Here is a 21,363-nt window from a genome sequence, read left to right as displayed (position 1 = left end):
GCAGGCGTGCCCAAACTGAATCGTTGTTCAAAACACCGACCGTACTTCCAGCTAGCCCAATGGGCGATAAGTGTTGCTCAAGTTTAAATCTTCTGCAAAAGTCCTACCCTGGTGTGCTGTGTAGGGTCTGGTGAGTCATGTCAGGCATGACCCAACCCATCGTTCCATCAAGGAGAAGCGGTCGTGTTCCGTACCCGAGTCCCGCGTCGTCTCCCGGCAGCTCTGGCGGTCGCCGGGCTCGCGCTAGCCGCAGCCGCCTGCGGCGGCCAGTCCTCCGGTAGTGGCGGCGCCCAGGCCACCGCGACGGCGGCCCAGCTCGACGCCAAGGCGGACCTGTCCAAGCAGCGCATCACCGTGACGGTGTGGGACGGCTACACGCCCAAGGAGCTGCCCGAGCGGGCCAAGGCCGAGCTGGGCGTGCAGGAAGTGAAGATCACCCTGCACGACACCAACGAGAAGGCGATGGCCAAGCTGACCGCCCCCGGCGATCACGGCATCGACGTGGCCTTCGTCTCCGGCCAGTACGCCCAGGCGCTGGCCGAGCAGGGCATGCTGGAGCCGATCCACCCCGAGCTGATCCCGAACCTGGCCAACCTCTACCCCGAGGCCACCCAGCTGTCCTACGACAAGGGCAACAAGTTCTCCGTGCCCTACACCTGGGGCACCACCGGCATCTGCTACCGCAAGGACCTGCTCAAGAGCCCGCCGCAGAGCTGGAACGACCTGCTCAACCCGCCGGCCGAGGCGGACAAGAAGGTCACCATGATGACCACCGAGCGGTGGCTGGCCCTGCCCGCGCTCAAGGCCCTGGGCCTGTCGGTCAACACCGACAAGGATGAGGACATCGCCAAGGTCAAGGAGCTGCTGCTGAAGGCCAAGCCGCACCTGCTCGGCTACGACGACCTCACCTTCGGCGAGAAGCTGAAGTCCGGCGAGGCCGTGATGGTGGAGGCCTGGGACGGCTGGTGCCCGACCACCGAGAAGAACATCGGCTGGGTCGTGCCCAAGGAGGGCAGCGACCTGTGGGTGGACACCATGGTGATCATGAAGTCCTCCAAGAACAAGGAGGCCGCCCACGCCTTCATCAACTACGTGCTCTCCCCGGAGATCCACAGCTGGGCGGCCGAGAACATCGGCTACAAGGTGCCCAACAAGGCCGCGATGGACCGGGTGGAGATCCCCGAGGGCTCGCTGCTCGGCATCAGCCCGGCCGAGCTGCTCCAGGGTGAGTCGATCATCGACCTGGGTGAGGCGTCCACCAAGTACACCCGCCTGGCGACCGAGGTCGCGGCCCAGAAATGACGAGCACGTCCACCCGGCCGGCGCCCCCGGGGGGCCGGCCGGGGCCTGCCGGCGGCGCGCCGGCCGCGGCGAGGCGGTCCCGGCGGCTCGCCGCTTCGGCGTTCCTGGGACCGGGGCTGACGTACCTGCTGGTCTTCCTGCTGATCCCGCTGGCGCTGGTGTTCGCCCACTCGGTGTTCCGCCGCGGCCGCTTCGGCGGCGTGGTGTACGAGTTCACCACCGAGAACTTCACGCGCCTGATCGACCCGCTCTACCTGGGCGTCGTCGTCGACTCGCTGAAGCTGGCCACCATCGCGACGGTGATCGCGCTGCTCGTGGGCTACCCGACGGCGTACGCGATCGCCCACCTGCCGCCCCGGTGGAAGACGGTCGCGCTGGTGGCGATCGTGCTGCCGTTCCTGACCAGCTTCATCATCCGGATGTTCGCGCTGATCATCCTGATGAGCGGGCCGGGCCTGATCAACCGCCTGCTCGGCGCCGAGCTGGAGATGCTCTACACCGACGGCGCGATCGTCACCGGCCTGCTGTACGCCTACCTGCCGCTGATGGTGCTGCCGCTCTACAGCGCCATCGAGCGGCTGGACCCCCAGCTGCGCGAGGCGTCGGCGAACCTGGGGGCCTCGGCGTTCACCACGTTCCGCCGGGTGACCTTCCCGCTCACCCTGCCGGGCGTGATGACCGGGTGCATGTTCGTGTTCGTGCCCAGCTTCGGCAACTTCGCGGTGCCCGAGCTGCTGGGCGGCGGCAAGAGCCTCATGGTCGGCAACCTCGTCCAGACGGCGTTCCTGCGCGAGCGGGACTATCCCTTCGGCTCGGCGCTGGCGCTGACCCTGATCGCCGTGCTGCTGGTGCTGCTGGTCGTCCAGGCGAAGGCGGCCCGCCATGGGTAAGCTGCGATTCGTCCCGCTCTGGCTGACCTACGCCTTCCTCTACGTGCCGATCCTGGTCGTCGTGGCCATGTCCTTCAACGCGGGCACCTCGCCGTACGTGTTCGAGGGCTTCAGCCTCAAGTGGTACGGCGAGCTGGCCGGCAACGCCCGGATCGGCGAGGGCCTGGTCAACACCCTCGTCGTGGCGGCGGGCACCACCGTGCTGGCCACGGTGCTCGGCACCCTGCTGGCCGTGGGCCTGGCCCGCTACAGCCGCTCCCGGCTGCTGGACGCCGTCAGCCTCATGCCGGCCGTGCTGCCCGACCTCATCATCGCGATCGGGCTGCTCATGCTCTACACCGTGGTCGAGTTCACGCTCGGCCTGTGGTCGGTGACGATCGCGCACACGGTGTTCGCCATGGCGTTCGTCGCCGCCGTGGTGCGCACGCGGCTGACGCACGCCGACACCTCGCTGGAGGAGGCCTCGCGCGACCTGGGCGCCGGAGCCGTCCGGACGTTCGTCAGGATCACGCTGCCGCAGCTGCTGCCGGGCATCGTGGCCGGGGCGCTGCTGGCCTTCACGCTGTCCGTCGACGAGTTCGTCATCGCCTTCTTCACGATCGGGCCGACCGAGCAGACGTTGCCCATCGTCATCTACTCCATGCTCCGCGTCGGGGTGAAGCCCGAGGTCAACGCGCTGGCCTCGATCATGCTGCTGGTCAGCTTCACCGCCGTCATCGCGGGGCAGCGCCTCACCAAGATCGGGGAGAGTCGTCGTGCTCACGATTGACCGGGTCAGCCGCCGCTTCGGCGAGGTCACCGCCCTGGAGGACGTCTCGCTGGAGATCGGCCAGGGCGAGTTCTTCGCGCTGCTGGGCCCCTCCGGCTGCGGCAAGACCACGCTGCTGCGCATCCTCGCCGGCTTCGAGACGCCCGACTCCGGCACGGTCACGCTCGACGGGGCGGACCTGCTCGCCAAGCCGCCGAACAAGCGGCCCGTCAACCTCATGTTCCAGTCCTACGCGCTCTTCCCGCACATGACGGTCGCCAAGAACGTCGCCTACGGCCTGGAGCAGGAGAAGCTGGACCGGGCCGAGATCAGGCACCGCGTCGGCGAGGTGCTGGAGACCGTCGGGCTGTCGGACCTCGGCGGCAGGAAGCCCCACCAGCTGTCCGGCGGCCAGCGCCAGCGCGTCGCCCTGGCCCGCGCGATCGTCAAGCGGCCCCGCCTGCTGCTGCTCGACGAGCCGCTGTCGGCGCTGGACAAGAAGGTCCGCGCGGACATGCAGCTGGAGCTCAAGCGCCTGCAGCACGAGGTCGGCATCACCTTCGTCGTGGTCACCCACGACCAGGAGGAGGCCATGTCGCTGGCCGACCGCATCGCCGTCTTCTCCGCCGGGCGCGTCTGCCAGGTGGACGAGCCGGTCGCCCTCTACGAGCGGCCGCGCACCCGCTTCGTGGCCGACTTCGTCGGCGCCAACAACCTGTTCGAGGGCGTCTTCACCGACGGCGGAGTCAAGACCGAGGCGTTCGGGCTGCTGCGCGGCACGGGCCAGGCCACCGAGGGCGCCGCCGCGCTGCTCGCCGTCCGGCCGGAGAAGGTCCGGCTCGACGCCGGGGAGGGGCTGGCGGGCACCGTCGCCGACGTGAGCTTCTACGGCGGCGTCTCGCACGTCTCCGTGCAGGTCGCGGGCCACCCCAAGCCGGTGCTGGCCGCCGTCCAGGGAGCCAGCAGGGTACGGCCCGGCGAACAGGTCGTGCTCGGCTGGGCGCCCGAGGACGCGGTGATCATCAATGCGTGAGCGGGCACCCCGTCGCCGTCCGGGCGTAGGACAGGATCAGCTCGACGGCCTGCGCCGGGCCGATCGCCGGGTGCCGGGCCGTGATGCGGTAGCCGTACGCGTCCTCCAGAGCCACCAGGTTGCGCGCGATCGTCTGCGAGTCGGCGGTCAGCGTGAAGACCCCGAGGGCCGCCCCGGTGTCCAGGATCGACTGGTACATCGACACCTGCCGGTCGTACAGCGCGGTCAGCATCAGCGCGTACATGCGGTTGCGCCCCGCGGCGCCGCCGCACTCGTTGAGCAGCCGCACGTCGGGGTCGTCCGGCCCGGTGGGCAGCCCGGCCCTGATGGTGGTGACCAGCTTCTCGGCCGGGTCCGACAGGCTCGCGATCTGCTTGAGCCGCTGCTCGTAGAAGCGCTCCAGCCCGGCCTGCTGGGCGTCCAGCAGCAGGTCCGACAGGTCGGGGTAGTGATAGAGCACCGCGCCGGAGCTCAGCCCGGCCTCCTCGGCGACGTGCGCGAGCTGCACCCGGTCGATGCCGTGGCGGACGATCGCGCGGCGGGCGGCCTCGATCAGGTCGTTTCGCCGGTCGGTGCGGCTCTTCCGCTGGGTCACGCGAGCCATAGTGCCGTGAAGCCGACCTTTACGCCAGCTGACCTTTTGAAGTGTGATTCAACTCGTCTGTCCCATGGGAGGCAAACATGCCGCTGACCATCCTCTTCATGCCGGAAAGCGCCTACGGGCCAACTAACAACTGCATCGGGATCGGCGACATCCTGCGCCGCCGCGGGCACCGCGTGGTCTTCGCCGCCGAGGCCTCCTGGAAGGGCAAGCTGGAGGCGCTGGGCTTCGAGGAGGACCTCGTCGACCTGGCCCCGCCCGCCGAGGCCGGGGAGGAGCAGGACCCGGGCCAGTTCTGGAAGGACTTCATCCGCGAGACCGCGCCCGAGTACCGCAAGAGCACCTTCGAGCAGCTCGAGACCGTCATCAAGCCCATCTGGGAGTCGCTGATCGACGGCGCCAAGTACTGCGAGCCGCAGCTGAAGGAGATCATCGAGCGCGTCCGGCCGGACGTCATCGTCGAGGACAACGTCCTCACCTTCCCGGCGCTGCTCACCGCGGGCAAGCCGTTCGTCCGCATCGTCTCCTGCAACCCGCTGGAGATCCGCGGCGAGAACGTCCCGCCGGTCTTCTCCGGCCTGCCCTCCGCGGACCGCTCGCAGTGGGACGCCTTCCGCGCCGAGTACGACCGCACGCACCGGGAGCTGTGGAGTGCCTTCAACGAGTGGTGCGTCTCCCAGGGCACCCGGCCGCTGCCCGAGCTGGACTTCATCCACTCCGGCGACCTGAACCTCTACGTCTACCCGGAGGCGCTGGACTACGTCGGCGCCCGGCCGCTGGACGCCACCTGGCACCGGCTGGACTCCTCGGTGCGGGAGACCGACGAGGACTTCACGCCGCCCTTCGAGCGGCGCGAGGGCGCCTCGCTGGTGTACTTCTCCCTCGGCTCGCTGGGCTCCTCCGACGTGGAGTTGATGCAGCGGGTCATCGACGTGCTGGGCAAGACCGAGCACCAGTACATCGTCTCGATGGGGCCGCTGCACAAGGAGATCAGGCTGGCGGAGAACATGTGGGGCGCGGAGTTCGTCCCGCAGACCAAGATCATCCCGCTGGCGGACCTCGTCATCACGCACGGCGGCAACAACACCACCACCGAGGCCATGCACTTCGGCAAGCCCATGATCCTGCTGCCGCTGTTCTGGGACCAGTACGACAACGCCCAGCGGGTCGACGAGCTCGGCTTCGGCGTGCGGCTGTCCACCTACACGTTCACCGACGCCGAGCTGCTGGGCGCCGTGGACCGCCTGCTGGGGGACACCGAGCTCCGCGAGCGCCTGGCGGGCATCGGCGAGGAGATCCGCCGCCGCGACGGCCTGCGCAAGGCGGCCGACCTCATCGAGGGCCTCGGGAAGAAGTAGAGAGTCACATGCGCCAGCTGATCAACCCGGCCACCGGACAGCCCGTCGCGGAGGTGCCCGACACCTCCGTGGAGGCCGTCGGCGCCGCCGTACGGCGGGCCAGGGCCGCCTTCGCCGAGTGGGCCGAGGCCACGCCCGCCGAGCGCGCCAGGGTCCTGCTGCGCCTGGCCGACCTGGTGGAGGCCGACGCCGAGGAGTTGACCAGGCTCGAGGTGGAGGAGACCGGCAAGCCCGCGGCGGTCTTCAGGGACGGCGAGCTGCCCTTCGCCGTGGACAACCTGCGCTTCTTCGCCGGCGCTGCGCGCAGCCTGGACGGCTCCGGCGCGGGCGTGTTCAGCCAGGGCTACACCTCGGTCCTGCTGCGCCGCCCGGTCGGGGTGGTCGGGTCGATCGCGCCGTGGAACTTCCCGTTCATCATGGCCGTCTGGAAGGCTGCCCCCGCCCTGGCGGCGGGCAATGCGGTGGTCGTCAAGCCCGCGCCCCAGACCCCGCGCACCACCCTGCGCCTGGCCGAGCTGATCGCCCGCGCGGGCGCGCCGGAGGGCCTGGCGCAGGTGGTGCTGGGCGGCGCCGAGGTCGGCCAGGCCCTGGTGACCGATCCCGGCGTCGACATGGTCAGCGTGACGGGCTCGACCGAGACCGGCCGGGCGGTGATGAGCGGCGCGGCCCGCAGCCTCAAGCGCGTCCACCTGGAGCTGGGCGGCAAGGCCCCGGCGCTGGTGTTCGAGGACGCCGACCTGGCCGAGATGGCGCGCGGCGTGGCCATGGGCGCCACCTACAACACCGGCCAGGACTGCACCGCCGCCACCCGCGTCTACGTCGCCAGGAGCGTGTACGGCGAGGCCGTCGAGGCCCTGCGCGCCACGATCGCGGGCATCACGGTGGGCGACCCGTGGGACGCCAAGACCGACATCGGCCCGCTGATCTCGGCCCAGCACCGCGAGCGGGTGCACGGCTTCGTCGAACGCGCCCGCGGCACCGTCGTCCACGGCGGCGCCCCGCCGGCGGGCCCGGGCTTCTACTACCCGCCGACCCTGGTCACCGGCGTGGCACAGGACAGCGAGCTGGTGCAGGGCGAGGTCTTCGGCCCGGTGCTGGTGGTGCTGCCCTTCGACGGGGAGGACGAGGCGGTACGGCTGGCCAACGACACCCGCTACGGCCTGGCCTCGTCGGTGTGGTCACGCGACGTGGCCCGCGCGATGCGGGTGTCGCACCGCCTGGACGTGGGCGTGACGTGGGTGAACGACCACCTGCCGATCGCCAGCGAGGCCCCGCACGGCGGCGTCAAGGGCAGCGGGTTCGGCAAGGACATGAGCCAGGAGGCGGTCCTGGAGTACTCGGTGACCCGCCACCTGATGATCAAGCATGCCGCACCGGTCGAGCGGGACTCGTTCCGGCCAGCCTGAAATACGACTTCTAGGCACTTATCGGCATAAAGGGCATGAGCAGGTAGGACCAGGTAAACGGTCGGTTCGCCGATCTGGTAAGGGGTGTGATCCAATTACCCTGGTTACACCTGTCCCATGCGTCCCACAGGGCGTCGATTTCGAGCACAGGGCGAGAGGTTGCGAAGGCAAGTGAGGAAGGAAAACCCCCGGCGAGCCACGCCAGGACAGCGCTCACGCGGGCGGTTCCACCTGGGGAACTGGCGCGTGCGCACCAGGCTCGTGGCGCTGATCCTCATTCCCACCGTCGTGGGCGTGCTTCTCGCCGGCATCCAGCTCGCCGACGCGGTGGGCACCAACGCCGAGTACCGGCGGCTGACCCAGGTGGCCGAGCTGGTCCAGCGGCTGAGCGCCCTGTCCCACGAGCTGGGCAAGGAACGCACGCTGGTCGCCTGGTCCAGGGCCGACCGGCGGCCCACCACCCACATGGCGCGCCTGCGCGAGCAGCGCGAGGTCGTCGACAAGGCGAAGATCCAGGTGCTGGACGCCACGGCCGCGATCGGCCCCGACCACTCCGCCCGAGTCCAGACGGCGACCCAGGAGATCCGCCGCTGGCTCAACGGCCTGGACGGGCTGCGCGACGCCATCCTGGGCGAGAGCGCGCCCGCCCGCGCGGCCATCCGCACCTACTCCAGCCTCATCCAGGTGCTGCGCGGCCTGCAGGGCGAGCTGGCCACCGTGGGCGGCGACGAGGACCTCATCGGCGACGCGACCGCCTTCGCGGCGCTGCACCAGGCCAAGGAGGAGGTCTCCCGCCAGCAGGTCATCCTCCTGGTCGCCCTGGTGGAGCGCCGGCTGGACTACGACGACCTGGCCGACTTCCTGGGCTCCTGGGACCGGCAGCAGGCCGAGCTGGCCACCTTCGACACCGAGGCCGGGGCGGCGGAGGCCGGGCTGTACAAGAGGACCGTCCGCGGCTTCCAGGTGGACCGCGCCGACGCCATGCGCCAGCGGGCCCTGGCCCAGCTGCGCGAGTACCGCACCATCCGCGACCTGGACATCACCACCAAGCGCGACCTGACCGTCTGGTACACCAGCACCGGCGCCACGGTCGACGCGATGCGCAAGGTCGAGGAGGACCTGGCCGGCCAGCTGGTCAAGCGGGCCGGGGAGCTGAGCGACGCCGAGCAGCGCAACGCGATCGTCTCCGGCGCGGTCATCCTCGTCCTGCTCCTGCTCGTCCTGCTGATCACCGTCCGGGTCGCCGGGTCGCTGGTCCGGCCGCTGCGCCGGCTGCGCGCCGAGGCCCTGGAGATCGCCGGCCGCCGGCTGCCCGAGACGGTCCAGCGGCTGCGCGAGGGCGGCGAGTCCGCGGGGGTCGAGGTGCCCTCGGTGGGCATCGACACCCGCGACGAGATCGGCGAGGTGGCGCGGGCCTTCGACGAGGTCCACCGCGAGGCCGTACGGCTGGCCGGTGAGGAGGCCAAGCTCCGCGCCAACGTCAACGCGATGTTCGTCAACCTCTCGCGGCGCAGCCAGACCCTGGTCGAGCGGCAGCTCCAGCTGATCGAGGACCTGGAGCACGGCGAGGAGGACGAGAGCCGGCTGTCCCAGCTGTTCCGGCTGGACCACCTGGCCACCCGCATGCGGCGCAACAGCGAGAACCTGCTGGTCCTGGCCGGTCAGGAGGGCGCGCGCAAGTGGAGCGAGCCGGTCCCGCTGGTCGACGTGGCCCGCGCCTCGCTGTCGGAGGTCGAGAACTACGAGCGGGTCTCCATCCAGATCCGCTCGGACGTGGAGGTCGTCGGCCCGGCCGTCACCGACGTCGTCCACCTGCTGGCCGAGCTCATCGAGAACGCCATCTCCTTCTCGCCGCGCGAGAGCAAGGTCGTGGTCACCAGCGCTCCGGCCGAGGGCGGCGGCGTGCTGGTGTCGGTGTCCGACCAGGGCATCGGCATGACGGCCGAGGAGCTGGCCGAGGCCAACTGGCGGCTGGCCCACCCGCCGGTGGTCGACGTGTCCGTCGCCCGGCGCATGGGCCTGTTCGTGGTCGGCCGCCTGGCCCTGCGGCACGGCATCCAGGTGCAGCTGCGCGCCCGCGAGGGCGGGCCGGGCCTGACCGCCCAGGTGCTGCTGCCCGCGGTGCTCATCGCCTCGGCGCCGGTCATGGCGGGCGGCGGGTCCTACCCGTCCTTCGAGGCCGCCACGCAGTACGGCTTCGGCGGCTCGCCCGCGACCCGCGACCCGGGCCACGACCTGGCGGACGAGGCGACGAGCGTGTTCAGCGCCGCTCCCGTCGACACGCCGTGGCCGGACAGCGTGCCGCCGCCCGGCGCGGGCTCCTGGCCGTCGTTCGCGGAGGAGCCGCAGGCGCTGCCCACGCGGGAGCGGCCCGGCCGCCCGGCGGCGGAGCCCGGGATCGCGCCGTACGGTGACCGCCCGTCCGCCTTCGCCGACGAGCCGGCCTTCCCGTCCTTCACGGCGCCCGGCGGTGCGCGTCCGGAGGAGCCCGCATTCCCGTCGTTCGGGGACCGTCGCGAGGAGCCCGCGTTCCCGTCCTTCACGGACCGTCGCGAGGAGCCCGCGTTTCCGCCGGTCGCGGATCGCCGTGAGGAGCCCGCGTTCCCGTCCTTCACGGATCATCGTGAGGAATCCGCGTTCCCGTCGTTCGGGGACCGCCGTGAGGAGCCCGCGTTCCCGTCGTTCGCCGACCGTCGCGAGGAGCCGTCCTTCTCCGGGCGGCCCGCGGCGGAGGAGCCCCTGTTCCCCTCGTTCGCCGAGACGGCGAGCGCCGCGGCGGGCGAGCCGGGCTCGTCCTCCTGGAGCTCCCCGTGGAGCACCCAGGAGGCGCCCGAGCTGACCGGCCCGCTGCCCGCCTATCGCGAGGGCGACGGCCAGGACACCGGCGCCGCGGGCTCGATCCCGACGTCGGACTGGTTCACCAAGCCGGCGATCCTGTCCCGGCCGGCGCCGCCGGAGCCGCCCGCCCCGGCGGAGGGCTCCGCCGCCCCCGCCGGACGGCCGCAGCCGCAGGCGCGTCCGGAGACCGGCGCCCCCGACCAGGCCCTGCCCCAGCGTTCGCCGGGCGCCGGGCTGCCGCAGGGCGCTCCGGTTGAGCCGGTGACGGCCGGGCACACCCCGGGCGGCCTGCCGAGGCGCGTGCCCAAGGCCAACCTCGTACCCGGGTCCGCGCGCTCGTCGGAGTCGCTGTTCGGCGGCGGGCCCGCCGAACAGGTCTCGCCCGACCAGCTGCGCAGCCGGCTGTCGAGCTTCCAGCAAGGTGTACGGCAGGGCCGTGAGCAACTGAAGGAGGACTAGTGAGGGAACTGAGCCAGGGCGCACGCGGGATCAACTGGTTGATCACCGATTTCGTCGCCAACGTGCCGGGAGTCGCGCACGCGGTGGTCGTCTCGTCCGACGGCCTGCCGCTGGCCTTCTCCGAGGGCTTCCCGAAGGACCGCGCCGACCAGCTGGCCGCCGTGGCCTCCGGGGTGGTCAGCCTGACCCAGGGCGCCGCGCGCGTCTTCGAGGGCGGTCTGGTGACGCAGACCGTGATCGAGATGCAGCGGGGCCTGCTGATGATCATGTCCATCAGCGACGGCTCGTGTCTGGCGGTGCTGGCCGCGCCGGACTGCGATCTGGGTCTGGTGGCCTACCAGATGACGCTGCTCGTGGAGCGCGCCGGGCAGGTGCTGACGCCTGCCGTACGGGCCGAGCTGCAGGCGGCTCGCCCCCGGTGAGGGCGGCTGACCTCGGCAGGCGCCTAGACAGGAGACGTTGGTGACAGATCAGGGTTGGACGGGTGATAGCACGCGGCCGGACCGCTCACGCAAGGCGAGCAAGCTGGTCCGGCCGTACGCGGTGACCGGAGGGCGCACCGCGCCGCGCATCAAGTTCGCGATGGAGGCGCTGGTCTCCGTGCCGGCGGAGACGGCCTCTCCTCAGCAAGACCTTTCACTCCTCAGTCCGGAGTTCCAGGCGATCATGCAGCTGGCGCGCCAGGTCCGGTCGATCGCGGAGATCTCCGCCCTCTTACGGCAGCCGCTCGGCGTGGTCCGCGTGCTGATCGCCGACATGGCGGCGGAGGGCTTGATCCGCGTCCACCAGCCCGCGCTGGAATCCGGATCGCCAGACCTCAACCTGCTCGAAAGGGTGCTCAGTGGACTTCGCAGGCTCTAGGGGGCTGTCCTCGACGAAGATCGTCGTCGCGGGCGGCTTCGGCGTCGGCAAGACGACCTTCGTGGGCGCGGTGTCGGAGATCCTCCCGCTGACGACCGAGGCGATCATGACCGACGCCTCGGCGGGCGTGGACGACCTGTCGCTCACGCCCACCAAGACGACCACCACCGTGGCCATGGACTTCGGCCGGGTCACGCTGGATGAGGACCTGATCCTGTACCTGTTCGGCACGCCCGGCCAGCACAGGTTCTGGTTCATGTGGGACGACCTGGTGCGCGGCGCGATCGGCGCGGTGGTGCTGGTCGACACCCGGCGTCTGGCCGACAGCTTCCCCGCCATCGACTACTTCGAGGAGGCGGGGCTGCCGTTCGTCATCGGCGTCAACGGCTGGGACGGGCAGTTCCAGCACGACAACGAGGAAGTGCGGGAGGCGCTGACGCTGCCGGCCCACGTGCCGATCGTGCGGCTGGACGCGCGCTCCCGCGAAGCGGTGAAGAACACGCTGATCACGCTGGTCGAGCACGCGCTCGCCCAGCACATGACCGCCCGCGCGTAGGCCGGGCCGAGTCACCCCGCGGGGTGGCCCGGTCCGGCTCGGCGCGAGGCCGTGGAGCAGTGGGCCCCGCGGTACGGCGGGGCCGGAACCCCGGCGGAGCCGGTCAGGACGAGCTCAGGAGGCCGCGGCCTCGACCCCGCGCACCAGGCGGCCGACCTCGGCGCGCAGGTGGACGAAGTCGGGGTGCTCCCGCGTGGTGATCTGGTCGCGGGGCGCGGGCAGGTCGACCTTCAGGTCGCCGACGACGTGGGCGGGGGCCTTGGACAGCACCACGACGCGGTCGCCGACGTAGACGCTCTCGTCGATGTCGTGCGTGATGAGCACGATCGTCATCCTGTGGTGGCCCCGCACCTGGAGCACGAGGTCCTCGAGGTCTTCGCGGGTCTGGGCGTCGACCGAGCCGAAGGGCTCGTCCATCAGCATGAGGCTGGGCCGGTAGGCCAGGGCGCGGGCGATGGCCACCCGCTGCTGCATGCCGCCGGACAGCTGGAAGGGGTACTTCTTGCCCGCCGCGGCCAGCCCGACCGACTCCAGGGCCTCCTGGGCGGCCGCCCTGCGCCGGGCCTTGTCCATGTTCCTGCGGCGCAGGGGGAGGGCGACGTTGTCGGCGACCGACATCCACGGGAACAGCGACCGGCTGTAGTCCTGGAAGACGACGGCGAGGTTGTCGGGGGTGTCGCGGACGGGCGTGCCGGCGATGCGGATCTCGCCGCCGGTGGGGCGGATGAGCCCGGCGATGCAGCGGATGAGCGTGGACTTGCCGCAGCCGGAGGGCCCGACGACGGACAGCAGCTCGCCCTCGGCGACGCTGAGGTCGAGCCCGTCGATGGCCCGGTGGGCGGTGGGGCCGCTGCCGTAGACGTGGGTGAGGTTGGAGATCTCGAGCAAGGCCGACTTCCTAGGGATCAGTGGGGCAGGGCCTCGATGAGGCCGGCCCCGGCCGTGAGGGGGATGACCTGCGCCAGCGTGAAGCCGGACTTCTCCAGCAGCACGGAGTACTCGGCGCGGGTGCGCTCGGTGCCCCCGTCGAAGATGGCGAGCATCCGCATGTCCATGTCCTTGCCGACGTGCGGGACGTCCTCGTCGGGCAGGACCATCTCCAGGACGAGCAGGCGGCCGTCGCGGGCCATGGCGGAGCGGACGTTGCGGAGGATCCGGATCCCGTCGGCGTCGTCCCAGTTGTGCAGGATGCTCGCCAGCAGATAGACGTCGCCGTCCTGGGGGACCTCACGGAAGAAGTCCCCCGAGACGACCTCGCACCTGTCCTCCAGCCCCTGCGAGCGCATGAACTCGGCCGCGGCCGGCACCACGTGCTCCAGGTCGAACAGGATGCCGCGCAGGCGGGGGTTGGCGCGCAGCACCTCCGCCAGGATGTGCCCCTTCCCTCCGGCGACGTCCACCATGGTCCGCGCGGCGGAGAAGTCGTACCGCTCGGCCACCGCGCGGGCGAACGGCGTGGCCCTGGCGGTCATGTAGTCGTCGAAGATGCGGCTGGAGTCGGGGTTGTCGGCCAGGTAGCGGTACAGCGGGCCGAACTTCTCCGCGAAGGCCGACCGGCCCTGGCGCACGGTCGTGGGCAGGTTGCCCATGGCGTACCAGAAGCCCTTCTCGGCGATCATGCGGACGGCGGAGCGGACCGAGTCCGGCACGTCGGAGCGCATCGTGTGGCCGTGCTCGGTCAGCTCGAAGCGGTCCTCGCCGACCGGCCGCACGACGCCCATGCTCGCGAGCTCCCGCAGGACGCGCCGCAGCGAGGGGGCGTGGGCGCCGCACCGGGCCGCGAGCTCCTCGGTGCTGAGCGGCCCGGCCGCGAGCTCGTCGGCGCAGCGCAACTCGGCCATGGTCGCCAGGGCCGCGAAGCGGGAGATGCCGCCGATGGCATCCCAGATCGGACCGGTGGGGTGGGACATGGGCTCTCCACGGATGAGGGTTGACGGTCACGTGGCTCGGGTCGCCTGCCGGTGCCACACCAGCAGTCTGCTCTCGGCCAGCACGAACAGCGAGTTCACCAGGTAGCCGAGGACGCCGAGCAGCACGATGGCGCCCCACACGATGGGGGTCTCGAACTCCCGCTGCGCCTCCCGCAGCTGGTAGCCGATGCCGTCGCTGCCGGCGAACACCTCGGCGATGACCATGAGGATCAGCGCGAGCGACAGCGACAGGCGCAGCCCGGCGAAGATCTTGGGCGCCGCGGCCGGGATGACGATCCGCCACAGCTGCTGCCGCCTGGACAGCCCGAACACGGTCGCGGTCTCCACCTGGACCGGGTCCACGGAGCGGGCGCCCTCGATGGAGTTGAGCAGCACCGGCCAGATGACGCCGAAGACGATGGTGGCCAGCTGCGTGCGCAGCTCCTCCCTGAACAGCAGCGCGAACAGCGACACCAGCAGCGGCGGCGGGATGGCCCGGCCGAGCTGGATCAGCGGGTCGACGTACTGCGTGGCCACGGGGGCCCGGCCCAGCGCCACGCCCAGCAGGACGCCGATGACCGCGGCCAGGATCCACCCGGCGAACATGCGGCCCAGGCTGGGCAGGATGTTGCCGATCGCCTCGTCGGTGAAGAACAGCCGGCTCGGCGGGCCCGAGAACCACAGCTCGTACATGCTCGTGACGATCGTCGACGGCGGGGGGAAGTCGGTGTCCTCCAGCAGGCGCGTCGTCACCTCCCACACCGCGATCACCACGGGGACGAGCCACAGCCCGGCGAGCCGCCGCGCGCCGCCTGCCAGCCTGCCTCTCATACGGCCTCTCCCGTCCTGGCGCGGTGCCAGTGGAACACACGCCGCTCCACGGCGACCAGCGCGAGGTTGACCAGCAGGCCGAGCACGCCCGCCCACAGGGTGGCCGCGACGATGAGGTCCAGGCGGAGGACGCTGCCCGCCTTGATGACGAACACGCCGATGCCCGCCGTGCCCCCGGCAAACAGCTCGGCGCTGACCGCGAGGATGAGCGCCACGCCCGAGGCGATCCGGATCCCCGCGGCCATGAACGGCGCGGAGGCGGGGACGCTGACCCGCCACAGCACCGCGAGCGGGCCGAAGCCGAAGCTGCGCAGGGAGTCCTTGGCGATCGGGTCGACGTCGCGCATGCCGTACAAGGTGTTGATCAGCACCGGCCACAGGCACGCATAGGCGGTGACGGTGATCTTCATCAGCGAGTCGGACGCGATGAGCAGGATCGCCAGCGGGATGATGGCCACCGAGGGGATGGGCCGCAGGAACTCCAGGATCGGGCGCAGGGCCCGCTCCACGGGCGGCACGGCGCCGAGCAGGACGCCGGCCGGGACGCCGACGGCGATCGCCAGCAGCAGCCCGGCCGCCCAGTTCGCCATCGTGGTCACGACGCCCTGCAGGAACTCCCCGTTGACCAGGAGCCTGCCGGCCTCGGGCAGCACGGTGGACGGCGGGGGGAACTCCACGCCCTCGGGGAGGGCGAAGCGGATGAGGAGTTCCCCCGCGACGAGAAACCCCGCGACGCCCGCGGCGCCGCGGAGCAGTCGCGCACTGATCATCCGGTCGGGCCCGCCAGCATGCTCTTCACGTCCAGCGGCTTGTCGATGTACTTGTAGGCCAGCATCAGGTCGGCCACGCGCTGCAGCCGGCTCTCGTTGAGGCTGGTCGGGAACGAGCCGAGCGTGATCACCGAGGCGGTCTTGGCGTCGATCTGCGTGTAGGTCGGCAGGACGGCCTCGACCTCCTTGCGGTCCTTGGCCACGATGGCCTGGGCCTTGGCGATGGCGCGCTGGAAGGCGGCCAGCGTGTTGGGGTTGTTCTTCACCCACTCCTCGGTGGCCATCCACGCGGCGATGGGCATGTTCTCGGTCTCGCCGGACATGGTGTCGGCCAGCTTGCGGAAGCCCAGCTTGCTCTGCGCGGCGGTGATGCCCGGCTCGGTCATCCAGGCGGCGTCACCCTGGCCGGCCAGCAGGGCGTTGCCCATCTCGGGGAAGGGCTTCTCGACGAACTTCACGTCGGCCGCGGTGAGGCCGGCGACCTTGAGCGTGGCCTCCACGCTGAGCGTGCCGATGTTCTTCAGCGTGTTGACCAGGATGGTCTTGCCCTTCAGGTCGGCCACCGACTGCAGGGGCGAGTCCTTGGGCACCATCAGGTTGAAGGTGTTCGGGGCCGCCTGGTAGACGTCGCCGACGATCTTGATCTTCTCGCCCTTGCTGGCGGCGAGGAACGTCGAGACGTAGTTGGTGTGGGAGATGTCGAGGGCGCCGCTCTTGATCTGGGGCAGCGCGGCGGCGCCGCCCTGGATGGTCACCGGCTCGACCGTGAGGCCCTCCTCCTTGAAGAAGCCCTTCTTGTTGGCCACGTAGAGGGCCGCGGGGTCCGGGATGGGGAGTGCGCCGACCTTGATGGTGGTCTTCTCGAGCTTGCCGCTCCCGCTCGTGGCGCTCGTGCCGGTGTCGTCCCCGCCGCCGCAGGCGGCCAGCAGGAGCGAGGACAGTAATGCGGTCGCGATGGCGAGACCGCGGGATCTGGGGGTCATGTGATCTCCCTGGGGGAAGAGAAAGCGGCATTTGGGAGCGTCGGCGGCTGATGGCCGGAGGCGACGGACGTGAATGGTACCGGAAGCCGATCACCGGGTCTGAATTATTGCGCCCTATATCGTGAAATAGTCCAATATGTCCCGATTGAGGGATTTGTGGGTAATTCCCGAGGGATGTAACGGAGCGTCAGGAGCCATGGAGCGCCGAGGAGTCATGGGGTGTCAAGCAGCTGTTGAGTAGCAGGCGATGATCAGTGCGTGATGGCGCCTGTTGAAACAGCCTATGACGGGGCCTACCGCACCGGACGGGGAGATTCCCGTTCCCGTGGAACGCTCTACGACTTGCTAGTCCTGGCATTCACGCGAGAAGCTTTATGCTCCAATTGTCCCGGTACTCGCCTCAAGGCTCACCCACTGGTCGAGGCGAGTCTCTTGTTGCTCGACCAGGCATCCCCCCGAGAGGTATGCGACCAGTGAGGACATCATCGACTGAGAGCGGTCGCGGCGAATCGCCCCAACAGACGCCCCAGCAGCCGGATGCTCCCCTTCCTCCCAAGGTCGCGTCGCACCAGCCCGTCGGCTCCCGCGGCGGCAAGTGGCGAATCCGCAACTGGCGGGTGCGCAGCAAGCTCCTGGCCCTGATCCTCATCCCCACTCTGGTCGGCGTCGTGCTCGGCGGCCTGCGCGTGGCCACCTCCGTCGGAAGCGCCCTGGAGTACCAGCGGGCCAGCGACGTGGCCTCGCTCGTCACCGACCTCGGCGCGCTCGGGCACGAGCTGGCGGCCGAACGCGACCTCGCGGCCCGCTACGTGGCGGCCGGCCGTCGCGAGCAGGACCTGGAACCGCTGCGCAACCAGCAGGAGCTGGTGGACGCGGCGGCCAAGCGGGTGCTCGACCGCTCGCCCTCGTTGTCGGGCGCCCTGTCCGAGCTCGGCCAGCGCCAGCTGGCGCGGCTGGTCGACCGCCTGCGCGGCCTGAAGGACCTGCGCGACACGGTGGAATCCTCGCAGCTGCCGCCGCTGCCGACCATGGAGAAGTACTCCCTCATCACGGCCGACCTGCTGTCGATCTACGACGAGGTCGGCCAGGGCACCAGCGACGAGCAGCTGATCTCGACCTCCGCCGCGCTGGGCGCGATCGCCCGCCAGAAGGACGAGATCTCCCAGCAGCGCGGCCTGCTGGCCATCGGGCTGATCCGGGGCCGCTTCGAGGGGGCGGAGTTCGAGGCCTTCCACGCCGCGCGGTCGCGGCGCGACAGCGACCGTGAGGCCTTCCGCCTGGCGGCCACGCCCGAGCAGCGCCAGGTGTACGATGACGTCGTGTCGGGCCAGGAGATCGGCCTGAGCGAGCTGTACGTCAGCCGCGCGATCTTCCTGCACAACTCCAGGAGCAGCCTGCGCAAGCTCGAGGTCGCCGCGGCCGACGACGTCGACCGCTGGTTCAAGGCCGTGACGACCACCGCGGACCGCGTCTACGACGTGGAGAAGCGCCTGGCCGAGTCCATCACCCTGCGCACCGCCGACGTCCGCGGCGCCGAGCAGAGCGCGGCCGTGATCAGCGCCGTGCTCGTGATGGCCCTGCTGATCCTGGTGCTGCTCATCACCACCGTGGTCGCCCGCTCCCTCGTCCGGCCGCTGCGCCGGCTGCGCAGCGAGGCCCTGCAGATCGCCGGCCGGCGCCTGCCCGACACCGTGCAGCAGCTGCGCGACACCGGCGAGACCACCGTGCGCGTGGAGCCGATCGGGGTGGACTCCGACGACGAGATCGGCGAGGTGGCGCGGGCCTTCGACGAGGTCCACCGCGAGGCCGTACGGCTGGCCGGCGAGGAGGCCCGCCTGCGGGCCAACGTCAACGCGATGTTCGTCAACCTCTCCCGGCGCAGCCAGACCCTGGTGGAGCGGCAGATCACCCTCATCGACAGCCTGGAGCAGGGCGAGCAGGACGAGCAGCGGCTCGGCAACCTGTTCAAGCTGGACCACCTGGCCACCCGCATGCGGCGCAACAGCGAGAACCTGCTGGTCCTGGCCGGCCAGGAGCCGCCGCGGCGCTGGAGCCAGCCGGTCAAGCTCATCGACGTGGCCCGCGCCTCGCTGTCGGAGGTGGAGAACTACGAGCGGGTGACGCTCCAGCTCCCCGAGGGCGTGGCGGTGGCCGGGCAGGCCGTCAACGACGTCATCCACCTGCTGGCCGAGCTCATCGAGAACGCGCTGTCGTTCTCGCCGCGCGAGACCCGGGTGACGGTGTCGGGCAGCAGGATCGACACCGGCGGCATCATGATCTCGATCACCGACAACGGCATCGGGATGACGCAGGAGGAGCTGGCCGCCGCCAACGAGCGGCTGGAGCACAGCCCCACCGTGGACGTGTCCGTCTCGCGGCGCATGGGCCTGTTCGTGGTCGCCCGGCTGGCGCACCGGCACGGCATCAGGGTGCAGCTGCGCCCGCACGGCTCCGGCGGCCTGACCGCCATGGTGCTGCTGCCCGAGACGCTGCTCGGCACGCCGGCCCCGGCCACGGCCGGAGCGCCGGGCCTGCGCGCCGACTCCTTCGGCCCTGACTCGTTCGGCGCCGACTCCTTCGGCCCTGACTCGTTCGGTCCTGACTCCTTCGGCGCCGGCTCCTTCGGCACGGCCGCCCCCGCCTGGCAGGCCCCGCCCATGGTGCCCGAGCAGGCGCCGCCCGGCTCCTGGCCGTCCATCCCGCAGACCGGCTGGCCGTCGGACCCGGGCCCGTCCTGGCCGTCGGAGCCCCGCATCGGCGAGACCGCCGGCCCCTGGCCGAGCTCCGCAGGCGAGACGGTCGAGCGGTTCGACACCGCCGACCCCTGGCTGGCCTCGCGCGGCTGGAACTCCTCCCCTCCACCGGCGCCGGACGAGGCCCCGGCCTGGTCGCGCGGGGAGACGGGCGCCGGCAGGAGCCACGACTTCCCCGACCCGGACGCCGGTAGGAACTACGACTTCCCCGACCCGGGTGCCGACAAGAGCTACGACTTCCCCGAGACCGAGGCGGCCGCCACCGGGCCGATCCCCGTGGTCAAGCCGCCGTCGGCGGGCGACGAGTTCCTGCCGATCTTCGCGTCGGTCGAGTCGGCCTGGTTCGAGCAGGGCGGCTCCAGCACGTGGGGGTCGAGCAAGGCCGACGCCGGGTGGAGCGCGGCGGAAGCCGTACGGGAACCGGTCAAGGACGGCTCCACGGCGGCGGGCCTGCCCAAGCGGGTGCCCAAGGCCAACCTCGTGCCGGGCTCGGCCGACTCCGCGACGGCTCCCAAGGGCGTCACGCCCACGCCGGCCTACTCGCCGGAACGGGTGCGCAGCCGGCTGTCCAGCTTCCAGCAGGGCTTCAGGGCGGCTCGCGCGGACATCAGCGAGGGCCGGGCCTACCAGAGCGGTCCCCGGCACGTTGACAGCAGGGAGGAGGGCGAATGAACGATCTGAGCCACGCGGCCCGCGGGGTCGACTGGCTTATCACCGACTTCGTCAACACCGTGCCCGGTGTGGCGCACGCGGTGGTCGTCTCGTCCGACGGCCTGCCGCTGGCGGCCTCCGCGGGCTTCCCGCCGGACCGGGCCGACCAGCTCGCGGCGATCGCCTCGGGGCTGATCAGCCTCACCCAGGGCGCCGCGCGGGTGTTCGAGGGCGGGAACGTCACCCAGACCATCGTGGAGATGCAGCGCGGCCTCATGCTGATCATGTCGATCAGCGACGGCTCGTGCCTGGCCGTGCTGGCCGCCCCCGACTGCGACCTGGGCCTGGTCGCCTACCAGATGACGTTGATGGTCGAGCGCGCCGGCCAGGTGCTCACGCCCGCCGTACGCGCCGAGCTGCGCGCCAACCAGACCAGGTGATCGCGGTGACTGACGACAGGTGGACCTACGGCGGCTGGGAGCCGCCGCGCCCGGCCGATCCCGCCTCCCCGGTCCGGCCCTACGCGGTGACCGGGGGCCGTACGGCGCCGCGCATCAAGCTGGCCATGGAGGCGCTGGTGTCGTCGGCGACGGTCGAGCCTCGTCCGTTCTCGAACATGACGCCCGAGTACCAGGCGATCAGCGACCTGTGCCGCCAGGTCAGGTCGGTCGCGGAGGTCTCCGCGCTGTTGCGCATGCCGCTCGGCGTGGTCAGGGTGCTCATCGCGGACATGGCGGCCGAGGGCCTGATCCGGGTGCATCAGCCCGAACTGAACGCTGGCAGGCCGACGAGGGTGCTGCTGGAAAGGGTGTTGAGTGGACTTCGCAAGCAGCTCTGAGACCACGTCGGCGAAGATCGTGGTGGCTGGTGGCTTCGGCGTGGGCAAGACGACCTTCGTCGGTTCGGTCTCGGAGATCGTCCCGCTGACGACGGAGGCGGTCATGACCGACGCTTCGGCCGACGTGGACGACTTAGCCATGACGCCGATGAAGTCCACCACCACGGTGGCCATGGACTTCGGCCGGGTGTCGCTGGACAGGGACCTGATCCTGTACCTGTTCGGCACGCCCGGCCAGCAGCGTTTCTGGTTCATGTGGGACGACCTGGTGCGCGGCGCGATCGGGGCGGTGGTGCTGGTGGACACGCGCCGCCTGGCCGACTGCTTCGCGGCCATCGACTACTTCGAGGAGGCGAAGCTTCCCTTCATCATCGGCCTGAACGGCTGGGACGGCTCGTTCTCCCACACCGAGGCCCAGGTGCGCGAGGCGCTGACGATCGCCGAGTCGGTGCCGATCGTCCGGCTCGACGCCCGCGCCAGGGACTCGGTGTTCGCCTCCTTGATCACCTTGGTCGAGCACGCGCTGAACGTCGACGCCGCGGTCTCCGGGTGGGGATAGGCTGGGAAGCCCACGC

General features: G+C 70.9%; 20 protein-coding genes. 14 read left to right on the top strand and 6 right to left on the bottom strand.

Going from position 1 to position 21,363, the window contains the following annotated elements:
• The first annotated feature begins 183 nt into the window (after positions 1-183).
• The 4 genes from BSB02_RS22280 to BSB02_RS22265 are packed head-to-tail and all read left to right on the top strand — an operon-like array spanning position 184 to position 3,973.
• A complete protein-coding gene (locus BSB02_RS22280; RefSeq protein ID WP_084961423.1) occupies positions 184-1,302 on the top strand; it encodes a polyamine ABC transporter substrate-binding protein in 1,119 nt (372 codons plus the stop codon).
• Positions 1,299-2,192, top strand: coding sequence for an ABC transporter permease (locus BSB02_RS22275; protein ID WP_084961422.1), 894 nt, complete (start codon positions 1,299-1,301; stop codon positions 2,190-2,192). The genes BSB02_RS22280 and BSB02_RS22275 overlap by 4 nt, the downstream gene beginning before the upstream one ends.
• Positions 2,185-2,961 carry an ABC transporter permease gene (locus BSB02_RS22270; protein WP_084961419.1) on the top strand — a complete coding sequence of 259 codons (777 nt, stop codon included), beginning with the start codon at positions 2,185-2,187 and terminating at the stop codon, positions 2,959-2,961. Before BSB02_RS22275 ends, BSB02_RS22270 begins: the two co-directional genes overlap by 8 nt.
• Positions 2,948-3,973: an ABC transporter ATP-binding protein gene (locus BSB02_RS22265; RefSeq protein ID WP_084961418.1), complete on the top strand. Its 1,026-nt coding sequence runs from the start codon at positions 2,948-2,950 to the stop codon at positions 3,971-3,973. The genes BSB02_RS22270 and BSB02_RS22265 overlap by 14 nt, the downstream gene beginning before the upstream one ends.
• Here the strand turns inward: BSB02_RS22265 and BSB02_RS22260 are convergent.
• On the bottom strand, positions 3,963-4,568 hold the full coding sequence (locus BSB02_RS22260; protein WP_240506580.1) for a TetR/AcrR family transcriptional regulator: 606 nt from the start codon (positions 4,566-4,568) through the stop codon (positions 3,963-3,965). The two genes, BSB02_RS22265 and BSB02_RS22260, sit on opposite strands and share 11 nt — an antisense overlap.
• 86 nt (positions 4,569-4,654) lie before the next feature.
• Here BSB02_RS22260 and BSB02_RS22255 point away from each other — a divergent pair, with 86 nt between their 5' ends.
• The 6 genes from BSB02_RS22255 to BSB02_RS22230 all read left to right on the top strand — a co-directional run bounded on the left by BSB02_RS22255 (position 4,655) and on the right by BSB02_RS22230 (position 12,052).
• Entirely contained in the window at positions 4,655-5,932 is a 1,278-nt protein-coding gene (locus BSB02_RS22255) for a glycosyltransferase (RefSeq protein WP_084961414.1), read from the top strand.
• Positions 5,933-5,940: 8 nt separating this feature from the next.
• A complete protein-coding gene (locus tag BSB02_RS22250; RefSeq protein ID WP_084961412.1) occupies positions 5,941-7,338 on the top strand; it encodes an aminobutyraldehyde dehydrogenase in 1,398 nt (465 codons plus the stop codon).
• Between the two features lie 246 nt (positions 7,339-7,584).
• Complete coding sequence (locus tag BSB02_RS22245; protein ID WP_158088701.1) at positions 7,585-10,635, top strand: sensor histidine kinase; 3,051 nt, start codon at positions 7,585-7,587, stop codon at positions 10,633-10,635.
• Positions 10,635-11,057, top strand: coding sequence for a roadblock/LC7 domain-containing protein (locus tag BSB02_RS22240; RefSeq protein WP_084961408.1), 423 nt, complete (start codon positions 10,635-10,637; stop codon positions 11,055-11,057). The genes BSB02_RS22245 and BSB02_RS22240 overlap by 1 nt, the downstream gene beginning before the upstream one ends.
• 40 nt (positions 11,058-11,097) lie before the next feature.
• Positions 11,098-11,496, top strand: a complete 399-nt coding sequence (locus BSB02_RS22235; protein WP_240506579.1) for a DUF742 domain-containing protein — start codon at positions 11,098-11,100, stop codon at positions 11,494-11,496.
• Complete coding sequence (locus BSB02_RS22230; protein WP_084961404.1) at positions 11,477-12,052, top strand: GTP-binding protein; 576 nt, start codon at positions 11,477-11,479, stop codon at positions 12,050-12,052. Before BSB02_RS22235 ends, BSB02_RS22230 begins: the two co-directional genes overlap by 20 nt.
• Before the next feature lie 114 nt (positions 12,053-12,166).
• Here BSB02_RS22230 and BSB02_RS22225 read toward each other — a convergent pair whose 3' ends face one another.
• From BSB02_RS22225 to BSB02_RS22205, 5 genes are read right to left on the bottom strand one after another with little or no spacing between them, the layout of a single operon-like run.
• The gene (locus BSB02_RS22225) at positions 12,167-12,940 is read right to left on the bottom strand and encodes an ABC transporter ATP-binding protein (protein ID WP_084961402.1); all 774 of its coding nucleotides are present in this window, start codon (positions 12,938-12,940) and stop codon (positions 12,167-12,169) included.
• 17 nt (positions 12,941-12,957) lie between these two features.
• A complete protein-coding gene (locus tag BSB02_RS22220; RefSeq protein WP_084961400.1) occupies positions 12,958-13,962 on the bottom strand; it encodes a methyltransferase in 1,005 nt (334 codons plus the stop codon).
• Between the two features lie 27 nt (positions 13,963-13,989).
• A complete protein-coding gene (locus tag BSB02_RS22215; RefSeq protein WP_084961397.1) occupies positions 13,990-14,793 on the bottom strand; it encodes an ABC transporter permease in 804 nt (267 codons plus the stop codon).
• Positions 14,790-15,563, bottom strand: coding sequence for an ABC transporter permease (locus BSB02_RS22210; RefSeq protein ID WP_084961395.1), 774 nt, complete (start codon positions 15,561-15,563; stop codon positions 14,790-14,792). Before BSB02_RS22210 ends, BSB02_RS22215 begins: the two co-directional genes overlap by 4 nt.
• The gene (locus BSB02_RS22205) at positions 15,560-16,546 is read right to left on the bottom strand and encodes an ABC transporter substrate-binding protein (protein ID WP_084961393.1); all 987 of its coding nucleotides are present in this window, start codon (positions 16,544-16,546) and stop codon (positions 15,560-15,562) included. Before BSB02_RS22205 ends, BSB02_RS22210 begins: the two co-directional genes overlap by 4 nt.
• A 617-nt stretch (positions 16,547-17,163) precedes the next feature.
• Here BSB02_RS22205 and BSB02_RS22200 point away from each other — a divergent pair.
• From BSB02_RS22200 to BSB02_RS22185, 4 genes are read left to right on the top strand one after another with little or no spacing between them, the layout of a single operon-like run.
• On the top strand, positions 17,164-19,971 hold the full coding sequence (locus BSB02_RS22200) for a sensor histidine kinase (protein ID WP_158088700.1): 2,808 nt from the start codon (positions 17,164-17,166) through the stop codon (positions 19,969-19,971).
• On the top strand, positions 19,968-20,390 hold the full coding sequence (locus tag BSB02_RS22195) for a roadblock/LC7 domain-containing protein (RefSeq protein ID WP_084961390.1): 423 nt from the start codon (positions 19,968-19,970) through the stop codon (positions 20,388-20,390). The genes BSB02_RS22200 and BSB02_RS22195 overlap by 4 nt, the downstream gene beginning before the upstream one ends.
• A gap of 5 nt (positions 20,391-20,395) precedes the next feature.
• The gene (locus tag BSB02_RS22190) at positions 20,396-20,788 is read left to right on the top strand and encodes a DUF742 domain-containing protein (RefSeq protein WP_206184821.1); all 393 of its coding nucleotides are present in this window, start codon (positions 20,396-20,398) and stop codon (positions 20,786-20,788) included.
• Positions 20,766-21,347, top strand: coding sequence for a GTP-binding protein (locus BSB02_RS22185; protein ID WP_084961386.1), 582 nt, complete (start codon positions 20,766-20,768; stop codon positions 21,345-21,347). Before BSB02_RS22190 ends, BSB02_RS22185 begins: the two co-directional genes overlap by 23 nt.
• Positions 21,348-21,363 lie beyond the last annotated feature (16 nt).

The sequence above is a fragment of the Thermoactinospora rubra genome, from assembly GCF_002093975.1.
Lineage (GTDB): Bacteria > Actinomycetota > Actinomycetes > Streptosporangiales > Streptosporangiaceae > Nonomuraea > Nonomuraea rubra_A.
Note: the sequence above shows the minus strand (reverse complement) of the source record. Positions and strands in the feature narration are given on the sequence as shown.

Bases quoted from the DNA above. Each gene is read 5' to 3' on its own strand.
- BSB02_RS22215 (WP_084961397.1), bottom strand. From the start codon at position 14,793: ATGAGAGGCAGGCTGGCAGGCGGCGCGCGGCGGCTCGCCGGGCTGTGG.
- BSB02_RS22210 (WP_084961395.1), bottom strand. From the start codon at position 15,563: ATGATCAGTGCGCGACTGCTCCGCGGCGCCGCGGGCGTCGCGGGGTTT.
- BSB02_RS22250 (WP_084961412.1), top strand. From the start codon at position 5,941: ATGCGCCAGCTGATCAACCCGGCCACCGGACAGCCCGTCGCGGAGGTG.
- BSB02_RS22195 (WP_084961390.1), top strand. From the start codon at position 19,968: ATGAACGATCTGAGCCACGCGGCCCGCGGGGTCGACTGGCTTATCACC.
- BSB02_RS22220 (WP_084961400.1), bottom strand. From the start codon at position 13,962: ATGTCCCACCCCACCGGTCCGATCTGGGATGCCATCGGCGGCATCTCC.
- BSB02_RS22255 (WP_084961414.1), top strand. From the start codon at position 4,655: ATGCCGCTGACCATCCTCTTCATGCCGGAAAGCGCCTACGGGCCAACT.
- BSB02_RS22275 (WP_084961422.1), top strand. From the start codon at position 1,299: ATGACGAGCACGTCCACCCGGCCGGCGCCCCCGGGGGGCCGGCCGGGG.
- BSB02_RS22270 (WP_084961419.1), top strand. From the start codon at position 2,185: ATGGGTAAGCTGCGATTCGTCCCGCTCTGGCTGACCTACGCCTTCCTC.
- BSB02_RS22205 (WP_084961393.1), bottom strand. From the start codon at position 16,546: ATGACCCCCAGATCCCGCGGTCTCGCCATCGCGACCGCATTACTGTCC.